The sequence below is a fragment of the Streptomyces sp. NRRL F-2580 genome (genome assembly GCF_000720115.1).
GTDB lineage: Bacteria > Actinomycetota > Actinomycetes > Streptomycetales > Streptomycetaceae > Streptomyces.
Genome location: NZ_JOIR01000037.1, coordinates 46,191 through 70,384, shown reverse-complemented (window position 1 = coordinate 70,384; position 24,194 = coordinate 46,191). Strand labels below are relative to the sequence as shown.

Genomic DNA, 24,194 nt, shown 5'->3' with positions numbered 1-24,194 from the left:
ACCCCTGAGGCCCCCTTCTCGACCTGGGCACACACCAGGGCACCTAAGGCCGCCGCGCCCTTGTGAAGACATTCACAATAATTTTCGCACGAAGTGCGCCCTACCGCGCTCCTCCCCCAGCGAGCACAATCTCGATGACGACTCGCACCGATCGTGAAGGAGGGAGCGCGTGCGCAATCAGGTGCGCACAGCGGACGGACGTTCTCTGACCGTGGAGCGCTGGGGCGATCCCGACGGCAAACCCGTCTTCCTGCTCCACGGAATGCCCGGCAGCCGCCTGGGCCCCGCCCCCCGGGGGATGGTCCTCTACCAACGCCGCATGCAGCTCATCGCCTACGACAGACCCGGCTACGGCGGCTCCGATAGGCATGTGGGCCGCACCGTCGCCGACGTGGCCCAGGACGTGGCCGCCGTCGCCGACGCCCTCGGCCTGGACACGTTCGCGGTGGCCGGCCGCTCCGGCGGCGCCGCCGGAGCCCTCGCCTGCGCCGCCCTGCTCCCGGACCGGGTCACCCGGACCGCGGCGATGGTCGGCCTGGCCCCCCGGGACGCGGAGGACCTGGACTGGTTCGCCGGGATGGCCGCGTCGAACGTCAAGGAGTACACCACCGCCACCACCGACCCCGAGGAGCTGGCGGCCCGGCTGATCCCCCGCGCCGACGGCATCCGCAAGGACCCCGGCCGGCTGCTGGACGAGTTGCGCCGGGAGCTCACCGACAACGACCGCATGATCGTCGCGGATGCGGGCCTGCGGTCGATGCTGCTGCGGAACTACCGTGAGGGGCTGCGCCATTCGGCGTACGGCTGGATCGACGACGTCCTCGCCTTCAGCCGCCCCTGGGGCTTCGACCCGGCCGACATCCGCTGTCCGGTGCTGATCTGGCACGGGGAGCTGGACGTGTTCTCCCCCGTGGGCCATTCCCGCTGGCTGGCCCGCCGCATCCCGGGGGCCACCACCGCCATCGAGCCGGCCGCCGCGCACTTCGCGGCCCTGCGCGCACTGCCCGACGTACTCAACTGGCTCCTGCGCGACCTGCCCATCCCGCCGCTCAGCGAACAGCAGCCCGCCTAGACCCCGTCGGAGCCGTCGGGGTGGTCCGGACCGTCGGGACCGTCCCAGCCGGCCAGTACGCCGAGCACCTCGCCGATGCGCGCCCGGACCTCCGGGTCGGCGACCGTCCCGTCCCCGCCGTACATCGCCCCGGAAACCGGGATCCGTACGCAGGCCTCCTCCACCACCGCCGCGCCGGTGTAGCCGAGGACCGTGCGCAGCGTGGCCTCCGCGCCCCCGCCGCGGCCCGGGGCGGCGGCGTTCACCCAGCCCACGGGCTTGTCGCCGATCTCGGTACCGCCGACCGTCCAGTCCAGGAGGTTCTTGAACGATCCCGGCAGGGTGCCCGCGTACTCCGGGGTGCAGACCAGAATCGCGTCCGCCCCGGCGATCGCCGCGCGCAGCCCGGCCACCGGGCCGGGCAACGGGTCAGCGTCGTCATCGGGGTTGAAGTGCGGCAGCGTCGCCAGGCCGTCGTACAGGACGGTGCGCAGGCGGGCGGGGGGCTCGGCGGCGACGGCCTGGGCGGTGCGCAGCACCGCTTCGTTGGAAGAACCGGCGCGCAGGCTTCCGGACAGCAGGAGGATCAGGGGCGGCGTGGTCATACGGCCAACCTACCGAGGCGGGTCCGCCCAGGCCGTCGCCGGGTGGCGGCGCTCGCGCAACCCCGGGCGGACCCGGGTGCGGCCCCGGACCGGATCCGGTCCGGATCCGGTCCGGGTCCGCCGGTGGAAGAAAAGGATCTTGCCGTCCGGCGAACGGCCGAATAAGCCACGTCGAGAAATACCCCGGGCTTGCCATAGAACGGTTGACCAGGCGTCATGTCTCGGTTGCCAATGGGGTGTGGCCGAGTAAAGTCCACGCTTGACGGCAGCGCGTCGCTGTTGTCATTCACATGCCCATTCCACATGGCTTCCCCAAGGACGGTGTCGTGAACACTTCCGCAACCCCCGCGACCAGCACGGTCAAGGCCCGCCGGCTCCCGCTCGGCAAGATCGACGTCCACACCGCGTCCGCGGCGGCGACGCTCGGTCGCGTACTGCCGGCTGAATCCGGTCGTCCGGTTCAGGCACCGATCTTCAACTCCGCGCTCTGACGCCGAAGTAAGCGCTCTAGACTGGTGGAATGACCGGCCTGATCGCATTTCGCGAGATCGTCCTGAAAGTTCACAGCAGATGCGATCTTGCTTGTGATCATTGCTATGTCTACGAACACGCAGATCAGAGCTGGCGAGCCCGGCCGAAAGTGATCTCCCCCGAGGTAATTTCGCATACTGCGTCGAGGCTCGCCGAACATGCCCGTGACCATGCACTCCCCTCCGTCACGGTGATCCTCCATGGAGGGGAACCCCTGTTGGCGGGCACGGCCCGGCTCCGCCTCGTGTGCGAGGAGTTCAGCCGGGCGCTCACCGGAACCGCCGACCTCGACCTGCGGATCCACACCAACGGACTCCAGCTCGGCACCCGATACCTCGACCTCTTCGACGAGTTCGGCGTCCGGGTGGGCATCTCCCTCGACGGGGACCGCGCCGCCAACGACCGCCACCGCCGCTTCGCGGACGGCCGTACGAGCCACCCGCTGGTCCTCGCGGCCGTCGCGCTGCTCCGCTCGGAGCCCTACCGCCACCTCTACCAGGGCCTGCTGTGCACCGTGGACGTGGCCAACGACCCCGTGGCCGTCCTGGACGCGCTCGTCGAACTCGAGCCGCCGCGCGTGGACTTCCTCCTTCCGCACGCCACCTGGGAGACCCCTCCGGTCCGCCCCGACGGCGCCCCCGACGCGTACGCCCGCTGGCTCCTGCGGGTCTTCGACCACTGGGAGCGCCTCGGCCGCCCGGTGCCCGTACGGCTCTTCGAGTCCCTGCTCTCCACCCTGCGCGGCGGCCCCAGCCTGACCGAGTCGCTCGGCCTCGCCCCCACGGACCTCGTCGTCGTCGAGACCGACGGGACCCTGGAGCAGGTGGACTCCCTCAAGAGCGCCTTCGAGGGGGCCGCCGCCACCGGATTCAACGTCTTCGACCATACGTTCGACCAGGTCGCGGCCCATCCCGGGGTCCGTGCCCGGCAGCTGGGCCTCGCGGGCGTCAGCGACTCGTGCCGCCGGTGCCCCGTCGTACGTTCGTGCGGCGGCGGGCTGTACACCCACCGCTACCGCGACCGGAACGGCTTCGACAACCCCTCCGTCTACTGCACCGACCTGCGCGAGCTCGTGGACGGGGTCGAGGGCCGCACGGCCCTGCGCGAGACCGCTCCGCAGCTCTCCGATCCGGCCGAACTCGCCCGTTCCCAGGAGGAGCTGACCCGGATCCTGCTGGCCCGGCTCCACGCGGACCTCGGAGCCGAGCCCGGCTGGGCGCGCGCCTGGGAGCTGCTGGCCGCCGTGGAGCAGGCCGGGGAGGCGGGCGCGGACGCGTTGGACGCCGTACTGGACCACCCCTTCACCCGGACCTGGGTGCTGGCGGCCCTGGACGCCGCCCGGGAGGGCCGGCAGGACGGGCCGGAGGCGGCGCGCAGGCTGACCGCGCTGGCCGTCGCGGCCGTCCTGCGCGGCGGGCTGGACCTGCCGGCCGAGGTGGCCTACCGGGACGGGGAGGTGTACCTGCCGACACTGGGGCTGCTGCGGCTCGGGGAGCCCGGCACGGAGGGCCGGGCCGCGCTGCACGTCACCGACGAGGGTTACGCCGTACGGGACGGGCGTACCGAGCACCGCTTCGGGCCCGCCGCGGGGGACGCGCGCTGGCAGCCCGTACGCACCTGGTCGCCCGGGCCGGACGCGGCCCCGGTGGCGCTGGAGGACCTCGACCCGTACCGCAACTGCTTCCCCCGGCCGCCCCGGCTCCGGCTCGGCACGGGCGAGGCCGAGGAGTGGCGGGGCAGGCTGGACCGGGCGTGGGCGCTGCTGCACAAGGCGGTGCCCGGGTTCGCCCGGGCGGCGGCGGCCGGGCTGACCACCCTGACCCCGCTGGCGGGCGGTCCGCGGGCCGGCGGCTGGGGCGAGGCGGGCCGGCACGGTCCGGGGGCGCTCGGGGTGCCGTACGCGGCGGGGGTGCGGGAGACCGCGCTCGCGCTGCTGACCGGGCGGCGGCGGACCCGGCTGCGGGCCTTGACCGAGGTGGCCGACCTGTACGCGCTGGACGGGGAGTGGCAGCACCCCTCGCCGTGGCGGGAGCGGCCGGTCCCGGTGTCGCGGCTGCTGGCCGACGTGCACGAGCGGGTGGCGGTGGAGGCGTACCGGCGGGCCACCGCGGCCCCCGAGCCGGGTGGCTCGGACCGCATCCACCGGGCCCTGGACCGCCTCTCGGAGGCGGCCGAGCTGACCGTCACCGGCAAGCGCCTCGTCGCGGAGCTCCGCTACGAACTGAAGGCGGTCGACGCGTGAGCGCCGGCACCGGCACGCTCCAGCTGGCCGTGCAGTTGCGGCTGCTCGGGGTCCGCCCCGGGATGCGGCTCTTGGTGCACGCCGGCCTCGGCGGGACCGGGCTGCGCGCCGAGCAGCTGCGCGACGCCCTGACGGGGGTGCTCGGTCCGCGCGGCACCCTGGTGGTCCCCGCGTTCACTCCGGCGAACTCCAAGACCTCCAGTGCCCATCTGGAGCGGATCGCCGGTCTGGACGAGTCCGGGGTGCGGGCCTTCCGCGAGCGGATGGCCCCCTTCGATCCGGCGGGCACCCCGAGCCAGGGGATGGGCTCGCTCGCCGAGGCCGTGCGCACCGCGCCGGGCGCAGCGCGCAGCGCCCACCCGCAGACCTCTTTCGCCGCCCTCGGCGCGGACGCGGAGCGGCTCTGTTCCGGGCACCGCATCGAAAGCCACCTGGGTGAGGAGTCACCGCTGGGAAAGTTGTGCTGGGAGGGCGGTCAGGTACTCATGATCAATGTGGGGTTTTCGGTCTGCACGGCTTTCCATCTCGCGGAGTACCGAATTCCGAAGCCCCCCTTGCGCATGTACGAGTGTGTGGTGAAGGTGAACCTTCCGGAGCGGCGAGGGAGTGGGCAGGAGGGGGCGTGGGCCGCCTACGAGGACGTCGCGCTCGACGACGGGGATTTCGCGGAGATCGGCCGGACGTTCCCGGATTCCCGGGTCCGCAGGGGGCGGGTCGCAGGGGCGGCGACCATGCTCTTCTCCGTCCCGGACGCCGTTGACCACGCCCTTGACTGGATGACCGAAAACAGACGCTGATTGACTGGACGATGAGGGGATGTGGCGAAGCAGCTCCGGAATGATGTTTCTTCGCTCGCAGCTTCGGGACGGGGGGCGTGTTGCCCGCATCAGTGCATCCGTATTTTTTTCTCAGTTATGCGCACACACCGAGATTCGGGGCCGGGGGGCCCGACCCCGACATGTGGGTGGAGCGCCTCTTCCGCGATCTCTGCGGCCACGTCATGGCGCTGACGGACCTGCCCGCCGGCGCCGAGGCCGGTTTCATGGACCGGGAGATACGCAGCGGCGAGGGCTGGTCGGAACGGCTCGGCGCGGCGCTCGCCACCTGCCGGGTCTTCGTCCCCCTGTTCTCGCCGCGGTACTTCGCCAGTGAGATGTGCGGGAAGGAATGGTTCGCCTTCGCGCACCGCGCGATCCAGCACGGCGCGGCGAGCAACGAGCGCGCCGAGGCCATCGTGCCCGCGTTGTGGGTACCGGTGGCGCCCTCCCAACTGCCCGGCCCCGCAGAGCGGTTGCAGTTCAACCACAACACCTTCGGCGAGCGCTACGTCACCGACGGGCTGTACGGGCTGATCAAACTGCGCGGATACGCCGAGCAGTACGAGCGGGCCGTCTACGAACTGGCCCGGCGCATCGTCCGGGTCGCCGAGACCGTCCGTCTCGATCCCGTCCGCCCGATGGACTACCGCGTGGTGCCCAGCGCCTTCGGCCCCTCCGGCAGCACCGGCGGCGCCGGCGGCGGCCCCGCCCGCACCCTCCACGTGACCGTGGCGGCCGGCTCCCGGCACGATCTGCCGGACGGCCGGAGCCCGGAGTACTACGGGGAGAGCGCCCTGGACTGGAATCCGTACCATCCGGTGTCCCAGCGGCCGATCGCGTACGTCGCCGAGGACGTGATCAAGAACCTCAACTACCAGACCACCATGTCCTCCTTCGACGACGAGGCCGGTCACTTCGACAGCAAGCAGCCGCCGACCCGGCCGGAGATCCTGATCGTCGACCGCTGGGTGGTGGAGGACGAGCACCGCCGCCGGCGCCTGGCCGCCTTCGACCAGGAGTCCCGCCCGTGGATCAACGTGGTCGTGCCGTGGAACCGCTACGACCACCAGAGCCGGGCGAAAGAGGCGGAGCTGGCCCGGCGGCTGGAGGAGACCCTGCCCGTCAAGATGAGCCAGGGCCGGGCCGCCTGCCGGGCCGCCGCCAACGGCGTGGCCAACATGGAGACCCTCGGACAGATCCTGCCCCAGGTGGTCGAGGCCGCCGCCCAGCAGTTCCTCAGACACGCCCAGGTCTACCTGCCGGCCGGCAACACCCACACCGAACGCCCTCGGCTGATCGGGCCGATGGGGATGAGCGAGCCGCCCGCACCGCCGCCGGCTCCCTTCCCGAACGTCGCCCACGACGCGTACGACACCCACATCGACGGCAACGACAGCAACGACACCGACCGGGGGGACGCGGATGACAGCGAGTCATGACAGCAGGGACACCCGTGACGGACGCATCGTCACCTTCTACTCGTACAAGGGCGGCACGGGCCGCACCATGGCGCTCGCCAACACCGCCTGGATCCTCGCGGCCAACGGCAAGCGGGTCCTCGCCGTGGACTGGGACCTGGAGGCCCCGGGCCTGCACCGCTTCTTCCACCCCTTCCTGGACCCCTCCACGCTCGGGGCCACCACCGGGGTCATCGACCTGATCAGCGAATACGCCTGGGCCGCGACCAGCCCGGTGCAGCGCGCCGACGACTGGCACAAGGACTACGCGCGGATACAGCCGCACGCCGTCTCGCTCACCCCGGAGACCCTCGGCTGGGAGTTCCCGGAAGGCGGCACCCTGGACTTCGTCTCCGCGGGCCGGCAGAACCGCGAGTACTCGGCGACCGTCTCCACCTTCGACTGGGACAACTTCTACGACCGCCTCGGCGGCGGCCTCTTCTTCGACGCGTTACGCGCCGACATGAAGGAGAACTACGACTACGTCCTGATCGACAGCCGCACCGGGCTGTCCGACATCGCGGACATCTGCACGGTGCACCTCCCGGACGTCCTCGTCGACTGCTTCACCCTCTCCGACCAGTCCATCGACGGCGCCGCGTCCGTGGCCCGCCAGATCGACGAGCGGTTCAACGACCGCGGCATCAAGATCTACCCCGTCCCGATGCGCATCGACGAGGGCGAGAAGGAGAAGGCCGACGCGGGCCGGGCGCTGGCCCGGATCAAGTTCGACCGCTTCCCGGGCGGTCTCGTCGGGGACGAGCTCACCTCCTACTGGGGCGCGGTGGAGATCCCGTACCGGCCCTACTACGCCTACGAGGAGACCCTGGCCACCTTCGGCGACGAGGCCGGGCTCACCAACTCCCTGCTCTCCGCCTTCGAGCGGCTCACCACCGTGGTCACCGAGGGCGAGATCACCTCCATGCCGGTCATCGGCGAGGAGGTCCGCCTGCGGATCAGGGACGCCTTCACCCGGCGCCGGCCGGCGCTGCCCGCCGACCTGTTCCTCTCCTACGTCGCCGAGAACCGGATGTGGGCCGACTGGATCGAGTCGGTCCTCACCCGGGCCGGCTTCCGGGTCGTGCCCAAGGACGTCTCCGCGGAGCGGGCCCCGGTGACCGCCGGCTCGGGGGACACCCTCGGCGGCGGGACGGGCATCAGCATCGACACCGCCGCCCGGACCGTGGTGCTGCTCTCCACGGCCTACCTGAAGTCCGCCCGGGCCGTGGACGTGTGGGAGCGGGCGGCCGCCGAGGACCCGACCGGGGGCCGGCGCCAGCTCGTCCCGCTGAGGGTGGGCGACGTACGGCTCTCCACGCCCTACATCGACCGCAATCCGGTGGACCTCTTCCGGCTCGACGAGGTGCACGCCACCACCGCCCTGCTGCGCGCGGTGGAACGGCCCATGGCCCTGCCCGACAGCGTCCACAGCGCCTCCCAGCCGGGCCCCCGCTTCCCGGGGACCGTCCCGAAGATCTGGAACGCGCCGCCCCGCAACCCCGGTTTCACCGGGCGCAGCATCGTGCTGGAGCGGATGCGCGACCAGCTCGGCGGCGGCATGGCCGTGGTGCTGCCGCAGCCGCAAACCCTGTTCGGGCTCGGCGGCGTCGGCAAGACCCAGGTGGCGCTGGAGTACGTGCACCGGTTCATGGCCGACTACGACCTGGTGTGGTGGATCTCCTCGGAGCAGACCGACGACGTGGTCGCGGCCCTCGCCGAGCTGGCCGTACGCCTCGGTGCGCAGACCGGCGAGGACATGGCGGCCGCCTCCCAGGAGGCGATCGACCTGCTGCGGCGCGGGGTGCCCTCCTCGCGCTGGCTGCTCGTCTTCGACAACGCCGACGATCCCGAGACGCTCAAGCGGTTCTTCCCGCCGGGCGGCCCGGGCCACGTGCTGGTGACTTCCCGCAACCAGTCCTGGTCGCAGTACGGCGACGCGCTCCCGGTGGACGTGTTCCTGCGCGAGGAGTCCATCGAGCACCTCCAGCGCCGGGCCCCGGGGCTCAGCAAGGACGACGCCGAGCAGGTGGCGGTGGCGGTGGGCGACCTGCCGCTGGCGGTCGAGCAGGCGGGGGCCTGGATCGCGGAGACCGCGACCCCGGTGGCGGCGTACATCGAGCAGCTGGCCCAGCAGGCCGCGAGCGTGCTGGCCCTGAACCAGCCGCCCGGCTATCCGGAGCCGGTGGCCGCCACCTGGAACATCTCCATAGAGCGGCTGCAGTCCCGCTCCCCGGCGGCGGTCCGGCTGCTCCAGCTGTGCGCGTTCCTGGCGCCCGAGCCGATCTCCGCGAACCTGCTCTACAGCAAGGAGATGATCGACGCCCTCAAGCCCTACGACTCCTCGCTCCAGGAGAAGCTGGTGCTCGGCCGGGTGATCCGGGAGATCGGCCGGTTCGCGCTGGCCAAGGTCGACCAGGTCAGCAACAGCATCCAGGTGCACCGGCTGGTGCAGGCGGTGATCCGGGCGCAGCTGACGGAGGAGGAGCAGCGGGAGGCCCGGCACGCCGTCCACCGGATCCTGGCCGGCGCCCGGCCGGACGACGACGAGCCGATCGACAACCCGGAGACCTGGCCGCGGTTCAACACCATCTGGTCGCACCTGACCCCGTCCGAGGCCCGGTACTGCAAGGAGCCGGAGACCCGCAGGCTGCTGATCGACCGCGTCCGCTACCTGTGGAAGCGCGGCGACTTCAAGGCCGCCTACCAGCTCGGCGAGGAACTGCGGGAAGCCTGGAAGGAGATGCTGGGCAACGACGACCTGCAGTACCTGTACCTGCGCTTCCACCTGTCGAACATCCTGCGTTCGCAGGGGCGGTTCGTGGAGGCGAAGGAGCTGGACGAGGTCACCCTGGAGCGCCAGCGGGCGGTGCTGGGCCCCTCGCACCCGCACACGTACATGACCATGAGCGGTCTCGCCAACACCCTGGGCGCGCTCGGCGACTACGGGCAGGCGATGGAGCTGGCGACCGACGCCCACGAGGGCTTCAGCCAGATCTTCCACGAGGCGCACCCGCGCACGCTGGCCGCCGCGAACAACCTGGCGCTGAACCTGCGGCTGGTGGGCCAGTACACCAGGGCCCGCGAGATCGACCAGGAGGTGCACGACCTGCGCACGGAGGTGCTCGGACCGGAGCACCCGTACACCCTGTCCTCCGCGCAGAACCTCGCCCGCGACCTGCGCGAGGTGGGCCGGTACGAGGACTCGGTGCAGCTGCTCAGCCGGACCTACGAGACCTACAAGCGGACGCTGGGGCGGGCCTTCCCCGGCACCCTGTCGGCCGCGAAGAACCTGGCGGTGTCGCTGCGCCGGGCGGGCCGGCTGGAGGACGCGCTCCGGCTGACCACGGCCACCCGGGCCCGCTACCGGGCCAAGTACACCTCGGTCAACCCGGACCTGCTGTCCTGCGAGCTGAACCTGGCCTCGGACCTCTTCGCGACCGGGGACCCGGGCGGGGCGCGGGACCTGGCGCAGGAGGTGGTGGACGAGTACATGAAGGTGCCGGGCGAGCGGCATCCGTACACCCTGGCGGCCGTGAACAACCTGGCGGTCTTCCACTGGGGCACGGGCGCGGCGGAGACGGCGGAGACGATGCTGCGGCAGACGATCCGGCTGATGCGGGACGTCCTCGGCGACCATCACCCGCACACCGTCTTCGCCCACCTCAACCTGGCCAACACCCGGGCCGATCTGGGCGATCCGGAGGGCGCCCTGGAGCTGGAGCGGCTCGCGGTGGTGCGGCTGCGCGAGGCGCTCGGCGGGCACCATCCCGAGACCCTGGCGGCCGGCTCCAACATGGCGGTCAGCCTGGACTCGCTGGGCCGCAAGGAGGAGGCGGCCCGGTTGCGGGCGGAGGCGGTGGCCGAGCTGAGCCGGCTCCTCGGCGAGGACCACAGCCTGACCCGGTACGCCCGTGACGAGCGGCGGATCCACCGCGATCTGGAGCCTCTCGCCGTGTGATTCCACGGAGGGCGGCGGGGGCCCCGCGACCGCGGGCCTCCCGCCTCCCGCCACCCGACAGCAGGGGGGCGCTGTGACCGACAGCATGACTTTCCGAAACGAGGACCTGCCGGCCCTCTTCCACCACACCGACCAGGCGGCGATCTCCCGGCAGCGGGAGTCCACCCAGGCCACGCGCGCCCAGCTGATGCTGCTCGTGGCCGCCGCGGGGGCCGCGGCCCTGCCCTCGGGGCCGAAGCTGGGCTCGCTGCACCTCTTCGGGCTGCTGAGCGTGCTCGCGTACGCGGGGGTGCTGGGCGTGGGCATGCGGGCGACCCGGCGCCGGGCCCGCCCGCAGTGGCAGCTCAACCGGAGCGCGGCGGAGTTCATCAAGTCCCTGGCCTGGCGTTACGCCGTGCACGGGGCGCCGTTCGGCAGCGAGGTCGCCGCTCCCGAGGCGACGTACCGGACCCGGCTGGAGGCGGGCCTGGCCGAGCTGCGGAAGATGGGCTGGGACGATCCGCGGACCGCCGGGACCGTACCGGAGGGCGGGGAGATCACCGGCGCGATGCAGCGGCTGCGCGGCATGGACTATCAGGTGCGGCGGGAGACGTACGTCCGGGACCGGCTGATCGAGCAGCGCAACTGGTACCGGCGGCGGACGGAGGTGTCCCGGCGGGCGACGAACCTGTGGTCGTGGACGATCGTGCTGCTGACCTGTCTGGCCCTGCTGTTCGCGCTGCTGGGGTCGTTCGGGTCGGGGCCGGGGCCGAAGCTGACCGCGCTGCTGAGCGCGGCGGCGGCGGCCGGCATCGCCTGGAACGAGGTGCGCCGCCATCATCCGCTGATCGAGGCGCACACCCTGATCGAGCAGGACCTGGCGGCGATGATGGTCGTGATGCAGACGACCATCACCGAGTCCCAGTGGCCTTCGTCGGTGTACGAGACCGAGCGGTACGTCTCCCCGCAGCACACCGACTGGCTTGCCCGGCACAGCAGTTGAGTCCGGTGGGGGGCGTGCCGGCGGGGGCGTGGGTCAGTCCCTGGACACGCCCTCGCACCAGATGACGGTGACCGGTTTGCCGAGCGCCCGCGCGTAGGCGACGATCTCGCCGGTGCCGCCGTGCCCGCGGGCGGGCTGCCCGTCCCAGACGGCGACGAGGCGGTCGCAGGAGTCGGCGATGTAGGTGCCGGCGGCGTAGTAGGCCTCGTCCGTGGAGCGGGCGAAGTCCATCCGGATCTCCTGTGTGGCACGGCGCTTGAGCCGCCGGTAGCGGGCCAGGGCCTCGGCGCCTTCGAAGCCGTCCTCGTAGTCCCCGCTGGGGATCACCACGGTCAGTCCCGCGCCGCATTCGAGCGCGATGGCGGCGAACATCTGGTCCGCCCCCTCGGCGAGGCTGGAGAGCGCTTCCAACGGCCCTTCGTGGCCGCCCAGTACGGCGCGCAGCCCGTTCTCCACATGGCCGAGCAGCGCATCCGGAATGGACCGGTGCCCGGTCACGCCGATACGTTTCATGCAGAAACCTGCCTCCCCCGCGGACACGCACGCCTGGACATCCTCCCAGAAGGCGGGAGGACGTCCAGGGGTGCGACTGGCGCGTGAGGCATCGTCAGTAGACGCTGACCCCGTAGGCGTTGAGGGCCTCGATCACGGGCTGGAAGAAGGTCGTACCGCCCGAGGAGCAGTTGCCGCTGCCGCCGGAGGTGAGGCCGACGGCGCGGGTGCCCGAGTAGAGCGGGCCGCCGCTGTCGCCGGGCTCGGCGCAGACGTTGGTGCGGATCATGCCGTAGACGATGTCGCCGTTGCCGTAGTTCACGGTGGCGTTGAGGCCGGTGACCTGGCCGCTGTGGATGCCGGTGGTGGAGCCGCGCCGGGTCACGGACATGTTGACCGTGGCGTTCACGGCGCTGGTGATGTCCTGGCTGCCGACGGTCCCCGGGGGCACTGGCGTGTTGCTCGCGTACTTGATGAGGCCGTAGTCGTTGGTGGGGAAGCTGGAACCGGAGGTGGTGCCGAGCACGGTGGTGTGGGCCGAGTTGGTCCACCACGTGCCCGCGCCGTCGGTGCAGTGCCCGGCGGTCAGGGCGTAGTAGTTACTGCCACTGCGCACGTTGAAGCCGAGGGAGCAGCGCCAGCTGTTGGCGTAGATCGCGTCGCCGCCGGAGACCAGCTTGGTGAGCTTGCCGGGGGTGCGCTCGATGCGCAGCGCCCCCGCGTCCGCTCCGGCCTCGCGCTTGATTCTGTCGATGGCGGCGGCGGAGACGGTGGAGTCGGCGGTGACCACGAGCGTTCCGGTGGCGGGGTCGGTGTGCCAGGCGGTGCCTCCGACGTTGGCGCGCAGTACGGATGCGCCGGCCGACGCGAGCCGGTCGGCGCTGAAGCCGCCGCCGTCCTGGGGGTCCGCGGTCGCCGCCGTGGGGACGGCGAACGCTGCGGCGGCGGCCAGGCCGGTGGCCGCCGCGAGCAGCCTGGTACGGGTCATGCGCTTGATCCTCACTTCTCGTCCTCCTGGAGAGGGTCGGGGGCCCGGCGGACGTGGGGGTGCCTGAGCCCGTGAGGCGCAGCCGGGGACACGGCGGACGCATGAGTTTTGGCCGTGTCCCTGACAAGCACTGTCGGGAGTGTCCTGTCGTCAGTCACCTGTCGCAAGGGCGGCTTTCAGCCTCCGCTCGCCCGCCGCCACCTCGACGGGCAGCGTGTTCCCGGGCGGCGGGAAGGGACAGATGAAGTGGTCCGCGAAGGCGCAGGGGGGCAGCAGAGGTCGGTTAAATCCACGCTGATCGCCCCGCCCGCGTCCGGTATGCCGGGCCGGAGGAAGGAAGCGGTAGCTGGAGCGCCCGCCGGTGGCATCGCCGAAGACGGCCCAGAGGCTGCCGTCGTCGTCGACGGCGACCTGGAGGGTGTGCTCGGCACCGTGAATGGGGAAGGTGAGCTCACCGCCGAGGCCGAGTCCGCGGGCCCGTCCGTCGGCGTTCTCCACCTGGACGCTCCGGTCCTCGGTGTACGGCCTGAAGCGCCCCAGCGGCGCGAAAGCGGGGGCGTACGGGGGTGGCCACGACGCCGGTGAAGGCCCGGCGGGCCTGGGAGGCGGGGTCGAAGACGCGTACCGCCCAATCCCCTTCGCGGCGGATCACCACGATCCGCACCTCCCCGGCGGAGAGCCGGGACCGCGCGGCCGGGGCCTCGTCGGCGGCCGGTACGGCGTCCCCCGTGAAGGGCTCGCCGTCGAGGCGGAGGCCGTCCTCGGCGACGGCGGTGAGCGCCACACCGCCGTCGGTCGTGCGCCAGCGCCCCGCAACGGCCGGAATTCGACCTACCGGGTAGTCGGCGAGCCGGTAGGTGCCCGTCAGCGCGAGGGGGCCGTAGGGGGCGGACACGGCCGCGGCCCTGCACTCGTGCCCTCTCCGCCAGGCGGCCTGCGGATCGTCTGCGTCGTCGCTCATCCCGCTCACCCCTTCCACGCGGGTCCGGACGGGAATCCCCTCGTACGCCGTCCGGACCTGTGAAACCTGAGAGGGTCTCAGCAGTCGCAGCCGCAGCAGTCACAGCTGCAGCAGCCGTCGCCACCGCCGCCGCCACCGGAGCCGTTGGTGCCGTTGCAGCAGTCGCAGCAGTCACAGGCGTCGCACCACGGGTCGCGCTTCTTCCGGGACCACGGGCCCTCATGCTCGGTGCAGCACATCTGGCAGGTGCAGAAGAGCCCGAGGGCGACCGCGCAACCGGCGAGCAGTCCGCGGCGCGGCGGCCGCGGCGGCGGCGGCGCGCCGCCGAATCCGCCCGGGCCCGTGGGCGGCATCCCGGGGCCGCCCGCTCCGCCGCCGTACGGAGCCCCGCCGTACGGGTTCTGGCCGTAGGGGTTCTGGCCGTACGGGTTCTGGCCGTACGGGTTCCCGCCCTGGCCGCCGTACGGCTGGCCCCCGTAGGGGTTGCCGCCCTGCCCGGCGGAGGCCGTCGCCGTGTGGCCGCAGCTGCCGGTCCCGAAGGCCCGGTCCACCGAGGTGCGCAGCTCGTGCACGAGCAGCCGGTGGGCGAGCCCCGCGTCCGCGAACTCCACCTCGCCCAGCGCGAGCCGGATCCCGTGCAGGGCGTCGTCACAGAGCCGCCGGGCCTCGGCGAGCGAGGTCCCGGTGGCGGTGAGCGGGTTCCAGGCGCCCGCGGCGGCGTCGGCGCCCTGGTCCTCCACGGCGTCCAGCAGGTGTGCGAGCCGGCCGAAGTACCGGCCCGCCTCGGCCAGCGCGGGGGCGTTGCCTGGCCGTCCGGCCAGCTGCGCGGTATGGGCGAAGGCGGCGGCCGTCGCGGTCTCCGTCGGCTCGGTCACCACGAGCACGGGCGTGCCGGGGCCCGCCAGCGTCTCGATGCCCGTCTGCCGGTCCACCGCGTCGACGAGCACCGCCGTGTCGAAGCCGAGCGAGGCCCCGGTGCGCGCGCCGGCCCGGTCCCAGCCGCGGGCCACCCTGCGCGCGGCCGCGGCCATGGGTGCGCGGGCCAACAGCCCGTCCCGGTCCGCCACGTGGTCGCGCACCTTCGCGGAGGCGAGGACGAGCGAGACGGCGGCCGCGAGCCGCGCACCCTCGCCCTGGGCGACCGAGGCGGTGCGCATCCCGCGCAGGGGACAGGGCCCCGCGGTGCGCCGGGCACCGGGCGCCGGACCCGACTGAGCCTCCGTCAGAACGGAGACGAGCAAACCGTCGTAGTTGGTGACGATCCGGGCGAACTGCCCGTGGTCTCCCCGAAGTGCCAGGCACAGCCCGCACAGATGGGCCATCCACTCCGCTTTGAACCGCTCCCCCAGCCGGTGCGTGCAAGGTCTGACGATGCCGAACAAGCTGCTTCCCCCGTGTGTCGTACGCCTTCCTGCCGGGCATCGTAGCGAGCCGATTCGTTCACTCGAACGTCCCCGTCGCTCACCCGCACGGCGGCAGTGGTCGTATTTTCACTCAGTCAGCAGTGGTAGCCACCAGGATCCTTGACCGTGCAACGGATGTTCTGCACCAGTACCGTCACGAAACCTCTGCGCGGCGGCTATCCACTTGGCGCGTTGTCAGCATCATGGACGAGCATAGGGGCAGCGGAGAGAAGACAGACTGATCGCGGTGAAAGGAGGCAGTCCATGGGTTCGGTGCGCAAGGCGAGTGCCTGGCTGGGTCTCGTGGAGGACAGCGACGACGAGCGCTACTACGACGACGACTACGCGGAGGCCGCCCAGGGTTCGGTGGCCGGCCCCGGCGAGCAGTGGGTCACCGACCCGCGGGTGAGGGTCGCCTCCGAGTCGGCCGTGGAGCACGGCCGTCGGATCGCGACGGTCACCCCGGACGGCTTCCGTGACGCGCGCGGCATCGGAGAGCTGTTCCGCGACGGGGTCCCGGTGATCGTGAACCTGTCGTCGATGGACCCGGGCGACGCGAAGCGCGTGGTCGACTTCGCGGCCGGCCTGACGTTCGGGCTGCGCGGTTCGATCGAGCGGGTGGCGACCAGGGTCTTCCTGCTGACCCCGGCCGACACCCAGATCGTGAGCGGCGAGCCCGGCGGCCGCTCGCGCGACTTCTTCAACCAGAGCTGAGCAGGGCCCTCACCGGAAGGCGTCGAGGCCGGTGAGCGCCTTGCCCAGCACCAGCTGGTGCATCTCGACGGTGCCCTCGTAGGTGAGGACCGATTCGAGGTTCGTGGCGTGTCGCATGACGGGGTATTCGAGCGAGATCCCGTTGGCACCGAGGATGGTCCGCGCGGTACGGCAGATGTCGATGGCCTCGCGGACGTTATTGAGCTTGCCGAAGCTGATCTGCTCCGGCCGAAGGGTGCCCGCGTCCATCCGCCGGCCCAGGTGGTGGGCGAGCAGGATGCCCTTGTGGAGTTCGAGGGCCATGTCCGCCAGTTTGGCCTGGGTGAGCTGGAAGCCGCCGATGGGCTTGCCGAACTGCTCCCGCGTCCTCGCGTAGTCGAGCGCCGCCTCGAAACTGGCGCGCGCCGCGCCCATGGACCCCCAGATGATCCCGTACCGCGCGTGGCTGAGACAACCGAGCGGCCCCTTGAGCCCGGTCACTCCGGGCAGCACCGCATCCGCGGGCAGCCGTACGTCGTCCATGACCAGCTCACTCGTCACGGACGCCCGCAAGGACCACTTGTGCTTGATCTCCGGCGCGGAGAACCCCGCGGCGTCCGTCGGGACGGCGAACCCGCGGATCCCCTCGTCGGTCTGCGCCCACACCACGGCCACGGCGGCCACCGACCCGTTGGTGATCCACATCTTGCGGCCGTTCAGCACCCAGTCCGTGCCGTCGCGCTTGGCGTACGTCCGCATCGCGGCCGGGTCCGAACCCACGTCGGGCTCGGTCAGCCCGAAGCAGCCGATCAGCTCGCCGGCGGCCATGCCGGGCAGCCAGCGCTGCTTCTGCTCCTCGGAGCCGTACTTCCAGATCGCGTACATGGCGAGCGAACCCTGCACCGACACGAGCGAGCGGATCCCGGAGTCGGCGGCCTCCAGCTCCAGGCAGGCGAGGCCGTACTGCACGGCGCTGGCCCCGGCGCACCCGTAGCCCTGGAGGGACATCCCGAGCGCCCCGATGGCACCGAGCTCGCGGGCCAGCTCCCGGATCCCGGGCAGCTCACCGTCCTCGTACCACTGGGCGATGTCCGGAAGCACCCGGTCCGCGGCCCAACTGCGGACGGTGTCCCGGACGGCGAGGTCCTCGGGCCCGAGGAGCTCGTCGAGCCCGAGCGGATCATGGGGCAGGAACGCGGACACTGGGCCTCCCGGCGGCCTGGATACAGAGCCTGGCAACGCAAGTTTTTGCGCCCAGCCGACGCTAGCCACCCGGATCCCACCCGTCCACCCCCGCCAATCCCAGCCCCGCCGGCGCTTGAGGCGCGGGGCCCGGGGGCGGCGCCCCCGCAACGGCGATCAGCCCGCGTGCTCCACCGACGCCGGCGCCCCGCACGGCTCACCGCTCGCCTGCGCGGGCAACCGCACGGCATCCCCCGCACCCCCACCCTCGACGGCCCCGCACTCCATGGCCCGCGGCAGCCTCAATGCCATCGCGGCCCCCGCGAGCAACAGCCCCGCGCTCACCACGAGAGTGACGTGCAGCCCGTGCACGAACGAGTGCCGCGCCGCCGCGTACAGCGAGGCCCCCGCCGGCCCCCCGAGGTGCGCGGCGATCTGGTACGCCTCGCCGAGAGAGTTCGCCGCGCCCGCCGAGTCCGCCGCGGACACCCCCGGCACTCCCGCCAGCCCCGGCCGGTACGCCGCGTTCATCACGCTGCCCAGCAGCGCGATGCCGATGCCCGCGCCCAGCTGGTACGAGGTCTCGCCGATCGAGGCCGCGCCGCCCGCGGTGGCCGCCGGGGCCTCGCTCAGCATCGACTCGTACGCGGCGAACAGCGTGGTCTGCAGTCCGAAGCCGAGCAGGATGAAGCCGGCGGTGAGGAGCAGCGGCCGGTCCTGCTGGCCCATCAGCGTCAGCAGCAGCACGGCGGAGGCCGTCAGGAGGAAGCCGAGCGAGACCATCGTGCGCGGCCCGACCCGGCCCAGCGTGTACGACCCGGTGGCGCCCGCGGCCATGGCGGCGAAGGTCAGCGGCAGCAGCCGCAGGCCCGTCTCCAGCGGGCTGAGCTCCAGGACCAGCTGGAGGTACTGGACGGCGATCAGCTCCAGGCCGACCAGGGCCAGCATGGCGAGGACGATGCAGGCCACCGAGGTGGAGAAGGCGGCGCGGGAGAACATCCGCATGTCGATCAGCGGGTGCGGGCGCCGCTTCTGCCGCCGGACGAACAGGACGAGCAGCACCGCGCCGAGCAGCAGCGGGACCACGGCCTGCGCGTCGAGGAGGTGGCGTTCGGCGCCGAGCCGCTTGATGCCGAGCACCGAGCCGAGTACGCCGGCGGCGGCCATCAGCGCGCCGAGCACGTCCCACGGCCCGTCCGCGGAGCCGCGCGACTCGGGCAGCAGCCGGCGTCCGAGCGGCAGGATCAGCGCCATCAGCGGGATGTTGATGAGGAAGACCGAGCCCCACCAGAAGTGCTGGACGAGGAAGCCGCCGAGCACCGGCCCGCTCGCGGCGCCGACCGCGGCGACGGCGGTCCAGATGCCGATGGCGAGCGCCCGCTCGCGCCGGTCGGGGAAGACCTGGCGCAGGATCGAGAGGGTGGCCGGCATGATCATCGCGCCGCCGATGCCGAGCAGGGCGCGCGCCGCGATGAGGACCTGGGCGTTGTCGGCGAGGGCCGCTGTCGCGGAGGCTACGCCGAAGAGTCCGTAGCCGAGGAGGAGGACGCGGCGGCGGCCGACCCGGTCGCCGAGGGTGCCGAAGAGGATGAGCAGCGAGGCGCATACCAGCGGGTAGGCGTCGACGATCCAGAGGAGTTCGATCGGGCCGGGGCGCAGGTCCTCGGTGACGGAGGGGACGGCGACGTGCAGGATGGTCGCGTCGAGTGCGACGAGGACCAGGCTGACGCAGAGAACCGCCAGGACGACCCAGCGGTTGGCTCCGCCGGAGGCCGCACTGAGCCGCTGCCAGGGGGAAGGGGTCCTGGCGCCGGCCGCGTTCGTCCCCGACATGCATGTACCTCCCAGGTGATCCCTCGCGCTCGGCGGACCAGCGTCTTGTGGAGCCACGGGGGGTGGTGCGCTGTGCGGCGTCCAACGGGGTCCGGCATCGACACGCGAGTGAACGGTCAGCGTACGCGAGTTCGTCCGTCCGACACGTGGCCAAGCTCTCATCACCGCGACGGCCCAGGTGTGGCGTGTGCCACTCGCCCATGCCCCGTCCCTCCCCCGCGTACGCACCCGCTCACGGCCCGTGGTCCCCGGCCCCGGGCAGGGTCCGGCGCCACCGATAATCATGCCCGTGAAAGATCTTGGATTGCGTCGGGCCGCGCCCGCCCTGGCCGCCTTCGCGGCGGTCCGGCTGCTGGGGCTGACCGTGCTCGCGGTGTGGGGCGCGGCGGCCGGCAGCAGCCCGCACACGCTGCTGTCGGCCCGCTGGGACTCGCTCTGGTACGCCCGCATCGCCGCGGAGGGGTACGGGTACGAGGTGGTCCTCCCGAACGGGGACGTCCACTCGAACCTGGCGTTCTTCCCGCTGCTGCCGTGGCTGGAGCGGCTGGTGTCGGCGGCGACCGGACTGTCGTACGGCTCCGCGGGGCTGGTGGTGTCGGCGGTCGCGGGGCTCGCCGCGGCCTGGGGGATCTTCGCGGTGGCCGATCTGCTGCACGGCCGCCGGGCCGGGGTGTTCGCGGTCGGTGTCTGGGCGGCGCTGCCCGTCGGGATCGTGCAGTCGATGGCGTACAGCGAGTCGCTGTTCACGGCGCTGGCCGCCTGGGCGCTGTACGGGACCCTGCGCGGCCGGTGGCTGACGGCGGGGCTGCTCGCGGCGGGTGCGGGGCTGACCCGTCCGGTCGGTGCGGCGGTGGTCGCGGCGGTGTGGGTGGCGGCCGTCCTGGCGTGGCGGCGCGGGGAGCGGTCGTGGCGGATGGCCGCGGGGGCGCTGCTCGCTCCGGCGGGCGCGGCGGCGTACGTGCTGTGGGTCGGCGCGCGCACGGGGGGCGGTCTGCTCGGGTACCTGGACGTACAGGGCGGCTGGGGCAACGGCTTCGACGGCGGCTGGGCCTTCGCGCGGTTCGTCGGCGCGAAGCTGGCCTCGTCCGCGTTCCCCGCCGGTGTGGGGCTGATCGCGGGGGTGGTGCTGGTGCTGTGGCTGTACGCGAGGTGCGTGCGGCAGCGGCAGCCGGCGCCGCTGCTCGTGTACTGCGGGATCGTCGTGGCGCTGGCGCTGTGCGCGTCCGGCTACTTCGGTTCCAAGCCGCGCCTGTTGCTGCCCGCCTTCCCGCTGCTGCTGCCGCCGGCGCTGGCCCTGGCGCGGTGTCGGACCCGGCGGGCGGCCACGGTGCTGGGCGCGGCGGCCCTGGCCTCGGCGGTCTACGGGGCGTTCTGGCTGAACGGCTCGGGACCTCCATAGAGCCCACACATAACGGAATGAATCATTCCCATCCATCTTTCAGCAAAAGAAATGACCTGCGGCAATAAAGTTCGGGTAAGCGACTGAAACAATTGCCGGGACCGTGGATCATCCGCTTCCAACCGCTGCCGAAATACCGCGAATTAAGCTCCGCGTGAGACCAACTCCACATCACATGGTCATCACAAAGCCCGCGATTCGCCCGGGCCGACCAGCGGCGCGCGGTAACGTCGATTGAGTGCGTACCGACCAAATCCTGACCCGTCTGGAGCGGGTGTTCGCCCGGCTGGACCGGGAACCAGAGCGACCGGCTCATCTGCAAACCCCGCAGATGAGCCGGCACCGCGTCGTACTCCTGGGATCGACCCTCGTCTTCTATCTCGCAATCGTGGTGGCCGTACTGACCACTTCGTGGCTGGTCCGCCTGGACTGGCAGATCATGTTCTTCCGGCCCTACGAACAGTGGCCGCAGGTGCACGCGTTCCTCGACTACCTCGTCGTGCTCGGCCAGCGCGGACCCACCGCGGTCATGGTCGCCGCCTGGCTCGGATGGCGCTGCTGGCGCCAGCACACGCTCCGGCCGCTGATCACCCTCGGCGTGGCACTGCTCCTGCTCAACGTCACCGTCGGCTCCGTCAAGCTCGGCCTCGGCCGGCTCGGCCCGCACTACGCCACGGAGATCGGATCCGCCGAACTCTTCGCGGGCGGCGATATATTTCCTTCCGGCCACACCGCCAACGCCGTCGTGACCTGGGGGATCCTGGCCTACCTGGCCTCCACCGTGGTCACCCGGCGGGTGCTGTCCGTGGTGTCCGCGGTCGTCTCCCTGAGCGTCGGCGCCACCACCGTGTACCTCGGCACCCACTGGGTCAGTGACGTCCTGCTCGGCTGGTCCGCGGGTCTGCTGATCCTGCTGGCCCTGCCGTGGTTCGAGCCGCTCATCGCCCGGACCGAGGCCTACGTGTTCGACCTGCGCGAGCTGCTGCGCCGCCGCGCCGAGACCGGACGGATGCCCGCGCCGGTCGTCTCCGCGCTCACCCCGCTGCTCTCCGCGGGCGGCAAGTGGCAGCTGCGGCGCGTCGACGAAGCCGCCGCGGAGCCGGTCCCCGTCCCCGCCGCGGCCGCGGCCGGCACGGCGCACTCCCCGGCTCCCCGGCCCACCGCGCACCCGGTCGCCGGCCGGCCGCACCTGATCCGCTCGGAGCGGACCCCGGTCACCCCGGTCGGCAGCCGCCGCCCGGCGCACACCGAACGGGCCGCCGCCCGGGGGGCCGCGGCCCGTCCGATCGCCGGCGGCTGACGGACCCACCGCGGGGCGGTACGCACCACCTCACCCCGCGACACGAGGCGGGCCCGGTCTCACCGACCGGGCCCGCCTTCGTCGTTCGTCAGCGTCACGCCCGGACGTTCGTCCGTCCCGGGTCACGCTTGTGTCACAGAATATCTACAACCGCAAATTGTTATCCGAAGCGCGACACGCCCGACGTGCAAGGACTTTGGAATTGACGCCGAGTGGCCCGGAATTCCCGGCGGGGATTGCCACGGCCCTCATGGACCAGACCAGCTGAATCCCCCTCAGGTCCGCTACATTTCCTTCACTTCTCCGGCGTCCACGGCCCTCCCCAGGAGATCCCGCGCGGCCCTGATCCGATCCGTGAGCTCCGGTGGCTCGACCACTTCGAACTCACAGCCGAGCAGCATGATGTGAATCACCAGAACGTCGAGGTTCGCCGCCCCGGTACGCAGCAGACAGCTCTGCCCGTCCACCGCTTCCAGGACTCCGTCGCTCGGCCCGACGACCCGGCCCGCCTCCTGCGCCGAAACCTTCAGCCGCACCACCGCCCGGGCCGCGTACGCCCGCTGCGACACGCCCTGGGAGACGTACGCGGCGAGGTCCTCGGCGGGCGGCGGGCGCGGGGTGAACCGCGGCCCGTGCGGCGGTCTGGGCTCGATCCGGTCGGCGCGGAAGGTCCGCCACGCGTTCCGGTCCACGTCCCAGGCGACGAGGTACCAGCGCCGCTCGGTGCACACCAGCCGGTGCGGCTCGACGGTGCGGCGGCTGACGTTGCCCTCGTGGTCCCGGTAGCCGAAGCGCAGCCGCTCGGCGTCCCGGCAGACGGAGGCCAGCTCGGTCAGCACCGAGGCGTCCACGGTGGACCGCTCGGCCCCGCGCAGCATCGGCACCGTGAACTCGTTGAGCGCGGACACCCGGCGCCGCAGCCGCGAGGGCAGCACCTGCTCCAGCTTCGCGAGGGCGCGTACGGAGGCCTCACCGATCCCCTCGACCCCGTTCCCGGCGGCGGTCCGCAGCCCGACGGCGACGGCCACGGCCTCGTCGTCGTCCAGCAGCAGCGGCGGCAGCTCGGCCCCCGCCCCCAGTTGGTAGCCGCCGCCGGTCCCCGGGCTCGCGTTCACCGGGTACCCCAGCTCCCGCAGCCGGTCCACGTCGCGGCGGACCGTGCGGGCGGTGACCCCGAGGCGCTCCGCGAGATCGGCCCCGGTCCATTCGCGGTGGGCCTGCAACAGGGACAGCATGCGCAGCAGTCGTGCGGAGGTGTCGAGCATCCCCCGAGTCTGCCAGCGGAGCCCCGCGGGAACGGGCCGGGCGGGAACGGGCCGGGCGGGAGTACGCGGGAGCGGGCCGGGCGGCGGGGTTCACCAGGGCGGCGCCGGCGCGGGAGCCGGGGCCTTGGCGGGCGGCTGCGCCGGCACGGCGGGGGACGAGGGCTGCGGCCCGGCGGGCACCGCCGGAGCCACCGGCTCAGACGTCGGGTCCGGCCGCAGGTCCGGCTCCGGCCTCGGGTCCGGCCGCAGGTCCGGCTCCGGCCTCGGGTCCGGCCTCGGGTCCGGCCTCGGGTCCGGCCTCGGGTCCGGCTTCGCCGACGGCGGCGGCTCGGGGACCGTCAGCAGCATGCCCACCGCGATCGCCTCCGGCCGCGGCCCGATCAGCTCCCGGTTCGCCTCGTACAGCGCCCGCCACCCGCCCCGCACCCGGTGCTTGCGCGCGATCGACACCAGCGTGTCCCCGGCCCGTACCGCGTGCATCCGCCCCGCGAGCCCGTACCGCTTCGAGCACACCGGCCAGGCGTTCCATCCCTGCGAGCCGAGGAGCTCCTCCGCGACCCGGATCTGCTGTCCGCGGGTCGCGAGGTCGGGCCGCCGGGCGAACGCCAGCCCCCCGTACTCCTCCCAGGTCGGCTGCCGGAACTGCAGCCCCCCGTAGAAGCCGTTGCCGGTGTCGACCGCCCACCGCCCGCCGCTCTCGCAGTCGGCCACGCAGTCCCAGGGCCACTCCCCGCCCGGTCCGCAGTCCCCCGGCCCGCTGCCGATCACCCCCGGCGAGCCGGGGTGCGCCGCGCCCGCCGGTCCGGGCGCGGGCGGTGGCGGTGGCGGGGCCGCGGCCGCGGGGCCGCGGGGAAGTACGAGCACCAGCACCGCGGCAGCGGCGACGCCGACGGCGGCGGCGGCCCGGCGGATCCGGAGGTTGGGCATCGGGTCACGCTAGGCAGCCCCCCGCGGCCCCCTCCGGCCCGCCACGCGGCGGGTCACCGCACCCCACCCGGTCGGCCGACCGCCACCCCTGCCCCAAACGGCCACAC

Annotated in this window: 19 protein-coding genes and 1 pseudogene; 10 read left to right on the top strand and 10 right to left on the bottom strand. The window is 72.6% G+C overall.

Annotation, left to right across the window (positions count from 1 at the left end; translation table 11 throughout):
• The first annotated feature begins 169 nt into the window (after positions 1-169).
• Positions 170-1,072: an alpha/beta fold hydrolase gene (locus IF88_RS0131610; RefSeq protein ID WP_030720189.1), complete on the top strand. Its 903-nt coding sequence runs from the start codon at positions 170-172 to the stop codon at positions 1,070-1,072.
• Here IF88_RS0131610 and IF88_RS0131605 read toward each other — a convergent pair.
• On the bottom strand, positions 1,069-1,656 hold the full coding sequence (locus IF88_RS0131605; protein ID WP_051837895.1) for an NADPH-dependent FMN reductase: 588 nt from the start codon (positions 1,654-1,656) through the stop codon (positions 1,069-1,071). The genes IF88_RS0131610 and IF88_RS0131605 overlap by 4 nt on opposite strands.
• Positions 1,657-1,982: 326 nt before the next feature.
• On the opposite strand from IF88_RS0131605, the gene fxsA reads away from it, so the two are divergent.
• The 6 genes from fxsA to IF88_RS0131575 all read left to right on the top strand — a co-directional run bounded on the left by fxsA (position 1,983) and on the right by IF88_RS0131575 (position 11,644).
• Positions 1,983-2,147, top strand: a complete 165-nt coding sequence (fxsA, locus tag IF88_RS42920) for an FxSxx-COOH cyclophane-containing RiPP peptide (RefSeq protein WP_063754863.1) — start codon at positions 1,983-1,985, stop codon at positions 2,145-2,147.
• Positions 2,148-2,176: 29 nt separating this feature from the next.
• Positions 2,177-4,429, top strand: a complete 2,253-nt coding sequence (fxsBH, locus tag IF88_RS0131595) for a radical SAM/SPASM protein FxsBH, inactivated beta-hydroxylase extension form (protein WP_030720184.1) — start codon at positions 2,177-2,179, stop codon at positions 4,427-4,429.
• Positions 4,426-5,226, top strand: coding sequence for an AAC(3) family N-acetyltransferase (locus IF88_RS0131590; protein WP_037807736.1), 801 nt, complete (start codon positions 4,426-4,428; stop codon positions 5,224-5,226). The genes fxsBH and IF88_RS0131590 overlap by 4 nt, the downstream gene beginning before the upstream one ends.
• 77 nt (positions 5,227-5,303) lie before the next feature.
• Positions 5,304-6,686, top strand: coding sequence for a TIR-like protein FxsC (locus IF88_RS0131585; protein ID WP_234323765.1), 1,383 nt, complete (start codon positions 5,304-5,306; stop codon positions 6,684-6,686).
• Positions 6,670-10,662 (top strand): FxSxx-COOH system tetratricopeptide repeat protein, encoded by a 3,993-nt coding sequence (gene fxsT, locus IF88_RS0131580; protein WP_030720175.1) that lies wholly within the window; start codon positions 6,670-6,672, stop codon positions 10,660-10,662. The genes IF88_RS0131585 and fxsT overlap by 17 nt, the downstream gene beginning before the upstream one ends.
• An 85-nt stretch (positions 10,663-10,747) precedes the next feature.
• Positions 10,748-11,644: a DUF4231 domain-containing protein gene (locus IF88_RS0131575; protein WP_030720172.1), complete on the top strand. Its 897-nt coding sequence runs from the start codon at positions 10,748-10,750 to the stop codon at positions 11,642-11,644.
• Positions 11,645-11,677: 33 nt separating this feature from the next.
• Here the strand turns inward: IF88_RS0131575 and IF88_RS0131570 are convergent, their stop codons facing one another.
• The 5 genes from IF88_RS0131570 to IF88_RS0131555 form a co-directional block, all read right to left on the bottom strand.
• Complete coding sequence (locus IF88_RS0131570; RefSeq protein ID WP_030720169.1) at positions 11,678-12,157, bottom strand: hypothetical protein; 480 nt, start codon at positions 12,155-12,157, stop codon at positions 11,678-11,680.
• Between the two features lie 94 nt (positions 12,158-12,251).
• On the bottom strand, positions 12,252-13,139 hold the full coding sequence (locus IF88_RS0131565; protein WP_030720165.1) for a S1 family peptidase: 888 nt from the start codon (positions 13,137-13,139) through the stop codon (positions 12,252-12,254).
• Between the two features lie 135 nt (positions 13,140-13,274).
• Positions 13,275-13,664 carry a DUF1684 domain-containing protein gene (locus tag IF88_RS48485; RefSeq protein WP_234323767.1) on the bottom strand — a complete coding sequence of 130 codons (390 nt, stop codon included), beginning with the start codon at positions 13,662-13,664 and terminating at the stop codon, positions 13,275-13,277.
• Complete coding sequence (locus tag IF88_RS48480; protein WP_234323764.1) at positions 13,576-14,085, bottom strand: hypothetical protein; 510 nt, start codon at positions 14,083-14,085, stop codon at positions 13,576-13,578. The genes IF88_RS48485 and IF88_RS48480 overlap by 89 nt, the downstream gene beginning before the upstream one ends.
• A gap of 77 nt (positions 14,086-14,162) precedes the next feature.
• The gene (locus IF88_RS0131555) at positions 14,163-15,467 is read right to left on the bottom strand and encodes a DUF5685 family protein (protein ID WP_030720162.1); all 1,305 of its coding nucleotides are present in this window, start codon (positions 15,465-15,467) and stop codon (positions 14,163-14,165) included.
• Between the two features lie 285 nt (positions 15,468-15,752).
• Between IF88_RS0131555 and IF88_RS0131550 the strand changes: the two genes are divergently transcribed.
• Complete coding sequence (locus IF88_RS0131550; RefSeq protein WP_030720159.1) at positions 15,753-16,202, top strand: cell division protein SepF; 450 nt, start codon at positions 15,753-15,755, stop codon at positions 16,200-16,202.
• Positions 16,203-16,211: 9 nt separating this feature from the next.
• Here the strand turns inward: IF88_RS0131550 and IF88_RS0131545 are convergent, their stop codons facing one another.
• Together IF88_RS0131545 and IF88_RS0131540 are read right to left on the bottom strand one after the other, a co-directional pair.
• Positions 16,212-17,384, bottom strand: a complete 1,173-nt coding sequence (locus IF88_RS0131545; protein ID WP_030720156.1) for an acyl-CoA dehydrogenase family protein — start codon at positions 17,382-17,384, stop codon at positions 16,212-16,214.
• Between the two features lie 156 nt (positions 17,385-17,540).
• Positions 17,541-19,196, bottom strand: a complete 1,656-nt coding sequence (locus IF88_RS0131540; protein ID WP_037807732.1) for an MFS transporter — start codon at positions 19,194-19,196, stop codon at positions 17,541-17,543.
• A gap of 283 nt (positions 19,197-19,479) precedes the next feature.
• Between IF88_RS0131540 and IF88_RS0131535 the strand changes: the two genes are divergently transcribed.
• Together IF88_RS0131535 and IF88_RS0131530 are read left to right on the top strand one after the other, a co-directional pair.
• Entirely contained in the window at positions 19,480-20,595 is a 1,116-nt protein-coding gene (locus IF88_RS0131535; protein WP_030720150.1) for a glycosyltransferase family 39 protein, read from the top strand.
• A gap of 238 nt (positions 20,596-20,833) precedes the next feature.
• A complete protein-coding gene (locus IF88_RS0131530) occupies positions 20,834-21,895 on the top strand; it encodes a phosphatase PAP2 family protein (protein ID WP_030720146.1) in 1,062 nt (353 codons plus the stop codon).
• A 311-nt stretch (positions 21,896-22,206) separates the two neighbouring features.
• Here the strand turns inward: IF88_RS0131530 and IF88_RS0131525 are convergent.
• Together IF88_RS0131525 and IF88_RS0131520 are read right to left on the bottom strand one after the other, a co-directional pair.
• Positions 22,207-23,160, bottom strand: a pseudogene (locus IF88_RS0131525) (helix-turn-helix transcriptional regulator); the annotation flags it as partial.
• Between the two features lie 90 nt (positions 23,161-23,250).
• Positions 23,251-24,087 (bottom strand): transglycosylase family protein, encoded by an 837-nt coding sequence (locus IF88_RS0131520; RefSeq protein ID WP_078893267.1) that lies wholly within the window; start codon positions 24,085-24,087, stop codon positions 23,251-23,253.
• Positions 24,088-24,194 lie beyond the last annotated feature (107 nt).

Bases quoted from the DNA above. Each gene is read 5' to 3' on its own strand.
- IF88_RS0131605 (WP_051837895.1), bottom strand. From the start codon at position 1,656: ATGACCACGCCGCCCCTGATCCTCCTGCTGTCCGGAAGCCTGCGCGCC.
- fxsBH (WP_030720184.1), top strand. From the start codon at position 2,177: ATGACCGGCCTGATCGCATTTCGCGAGATCGTCCTGAAAGTTCACAGC.
- fxsT (WP_030720175.1), top strand. From the start codon at position 6,670: ATGACAGCGAGTCATGACAGCAGGGACACCCGTGACGGACGCATCGTC.
- IF88_RS0131575 (WP_030720172.1), top strand. From the start codon at position 10,748: ATGACTTTCCGAAACGAGGACCTGCCGGCCCTCTTCCACCACACCGAC.
- IF88_RS0131570 (WP_030720169.1), bottom strand. From the start codon at position 12,157: ATGAAACGTATCGGCGTGACCGGGCACCGGTCCATTCCGGATGCGCTG.
- IF88_RS48480 (WP_234323764.1), bottom strand. From the start codon at position 14,085: ATGAGCGACGACGCAGACGATCCGCAGGCCGCCTGGCGGAGAGGGCAC.
- IF88_RS0131550 (WP_030720159.1), top strand. From the start codon at position 15,753: ATGGGTTCGGTGCGCAAGGCGAGTGCCTGGCTGGGTCTCGTGGAGGAC.
- IF88_RS0131540 (WP_037807732.1), bottom strand. From the start codon at position 19,196: ATGTCGGGGACGAACGCGGCCGGCGCCAGGACCCCTTCCCCCTGGCAG.
- IF88_RS0131535 (WP_030720150.1), top strand. From the start codon at position 19,480: ATGCCCGTGAAAGATCTTGGATTGCGTCGGGCCGCGCCCGCCCTGGCC.
- IF88_RS0131520 (WP_078893267.1), bottom strand. From the start codon at position 24,087: ATGCCCAACCTCCGGATCCGCCGGGCCGCCGCCGCCGTCGGCGTCGCC.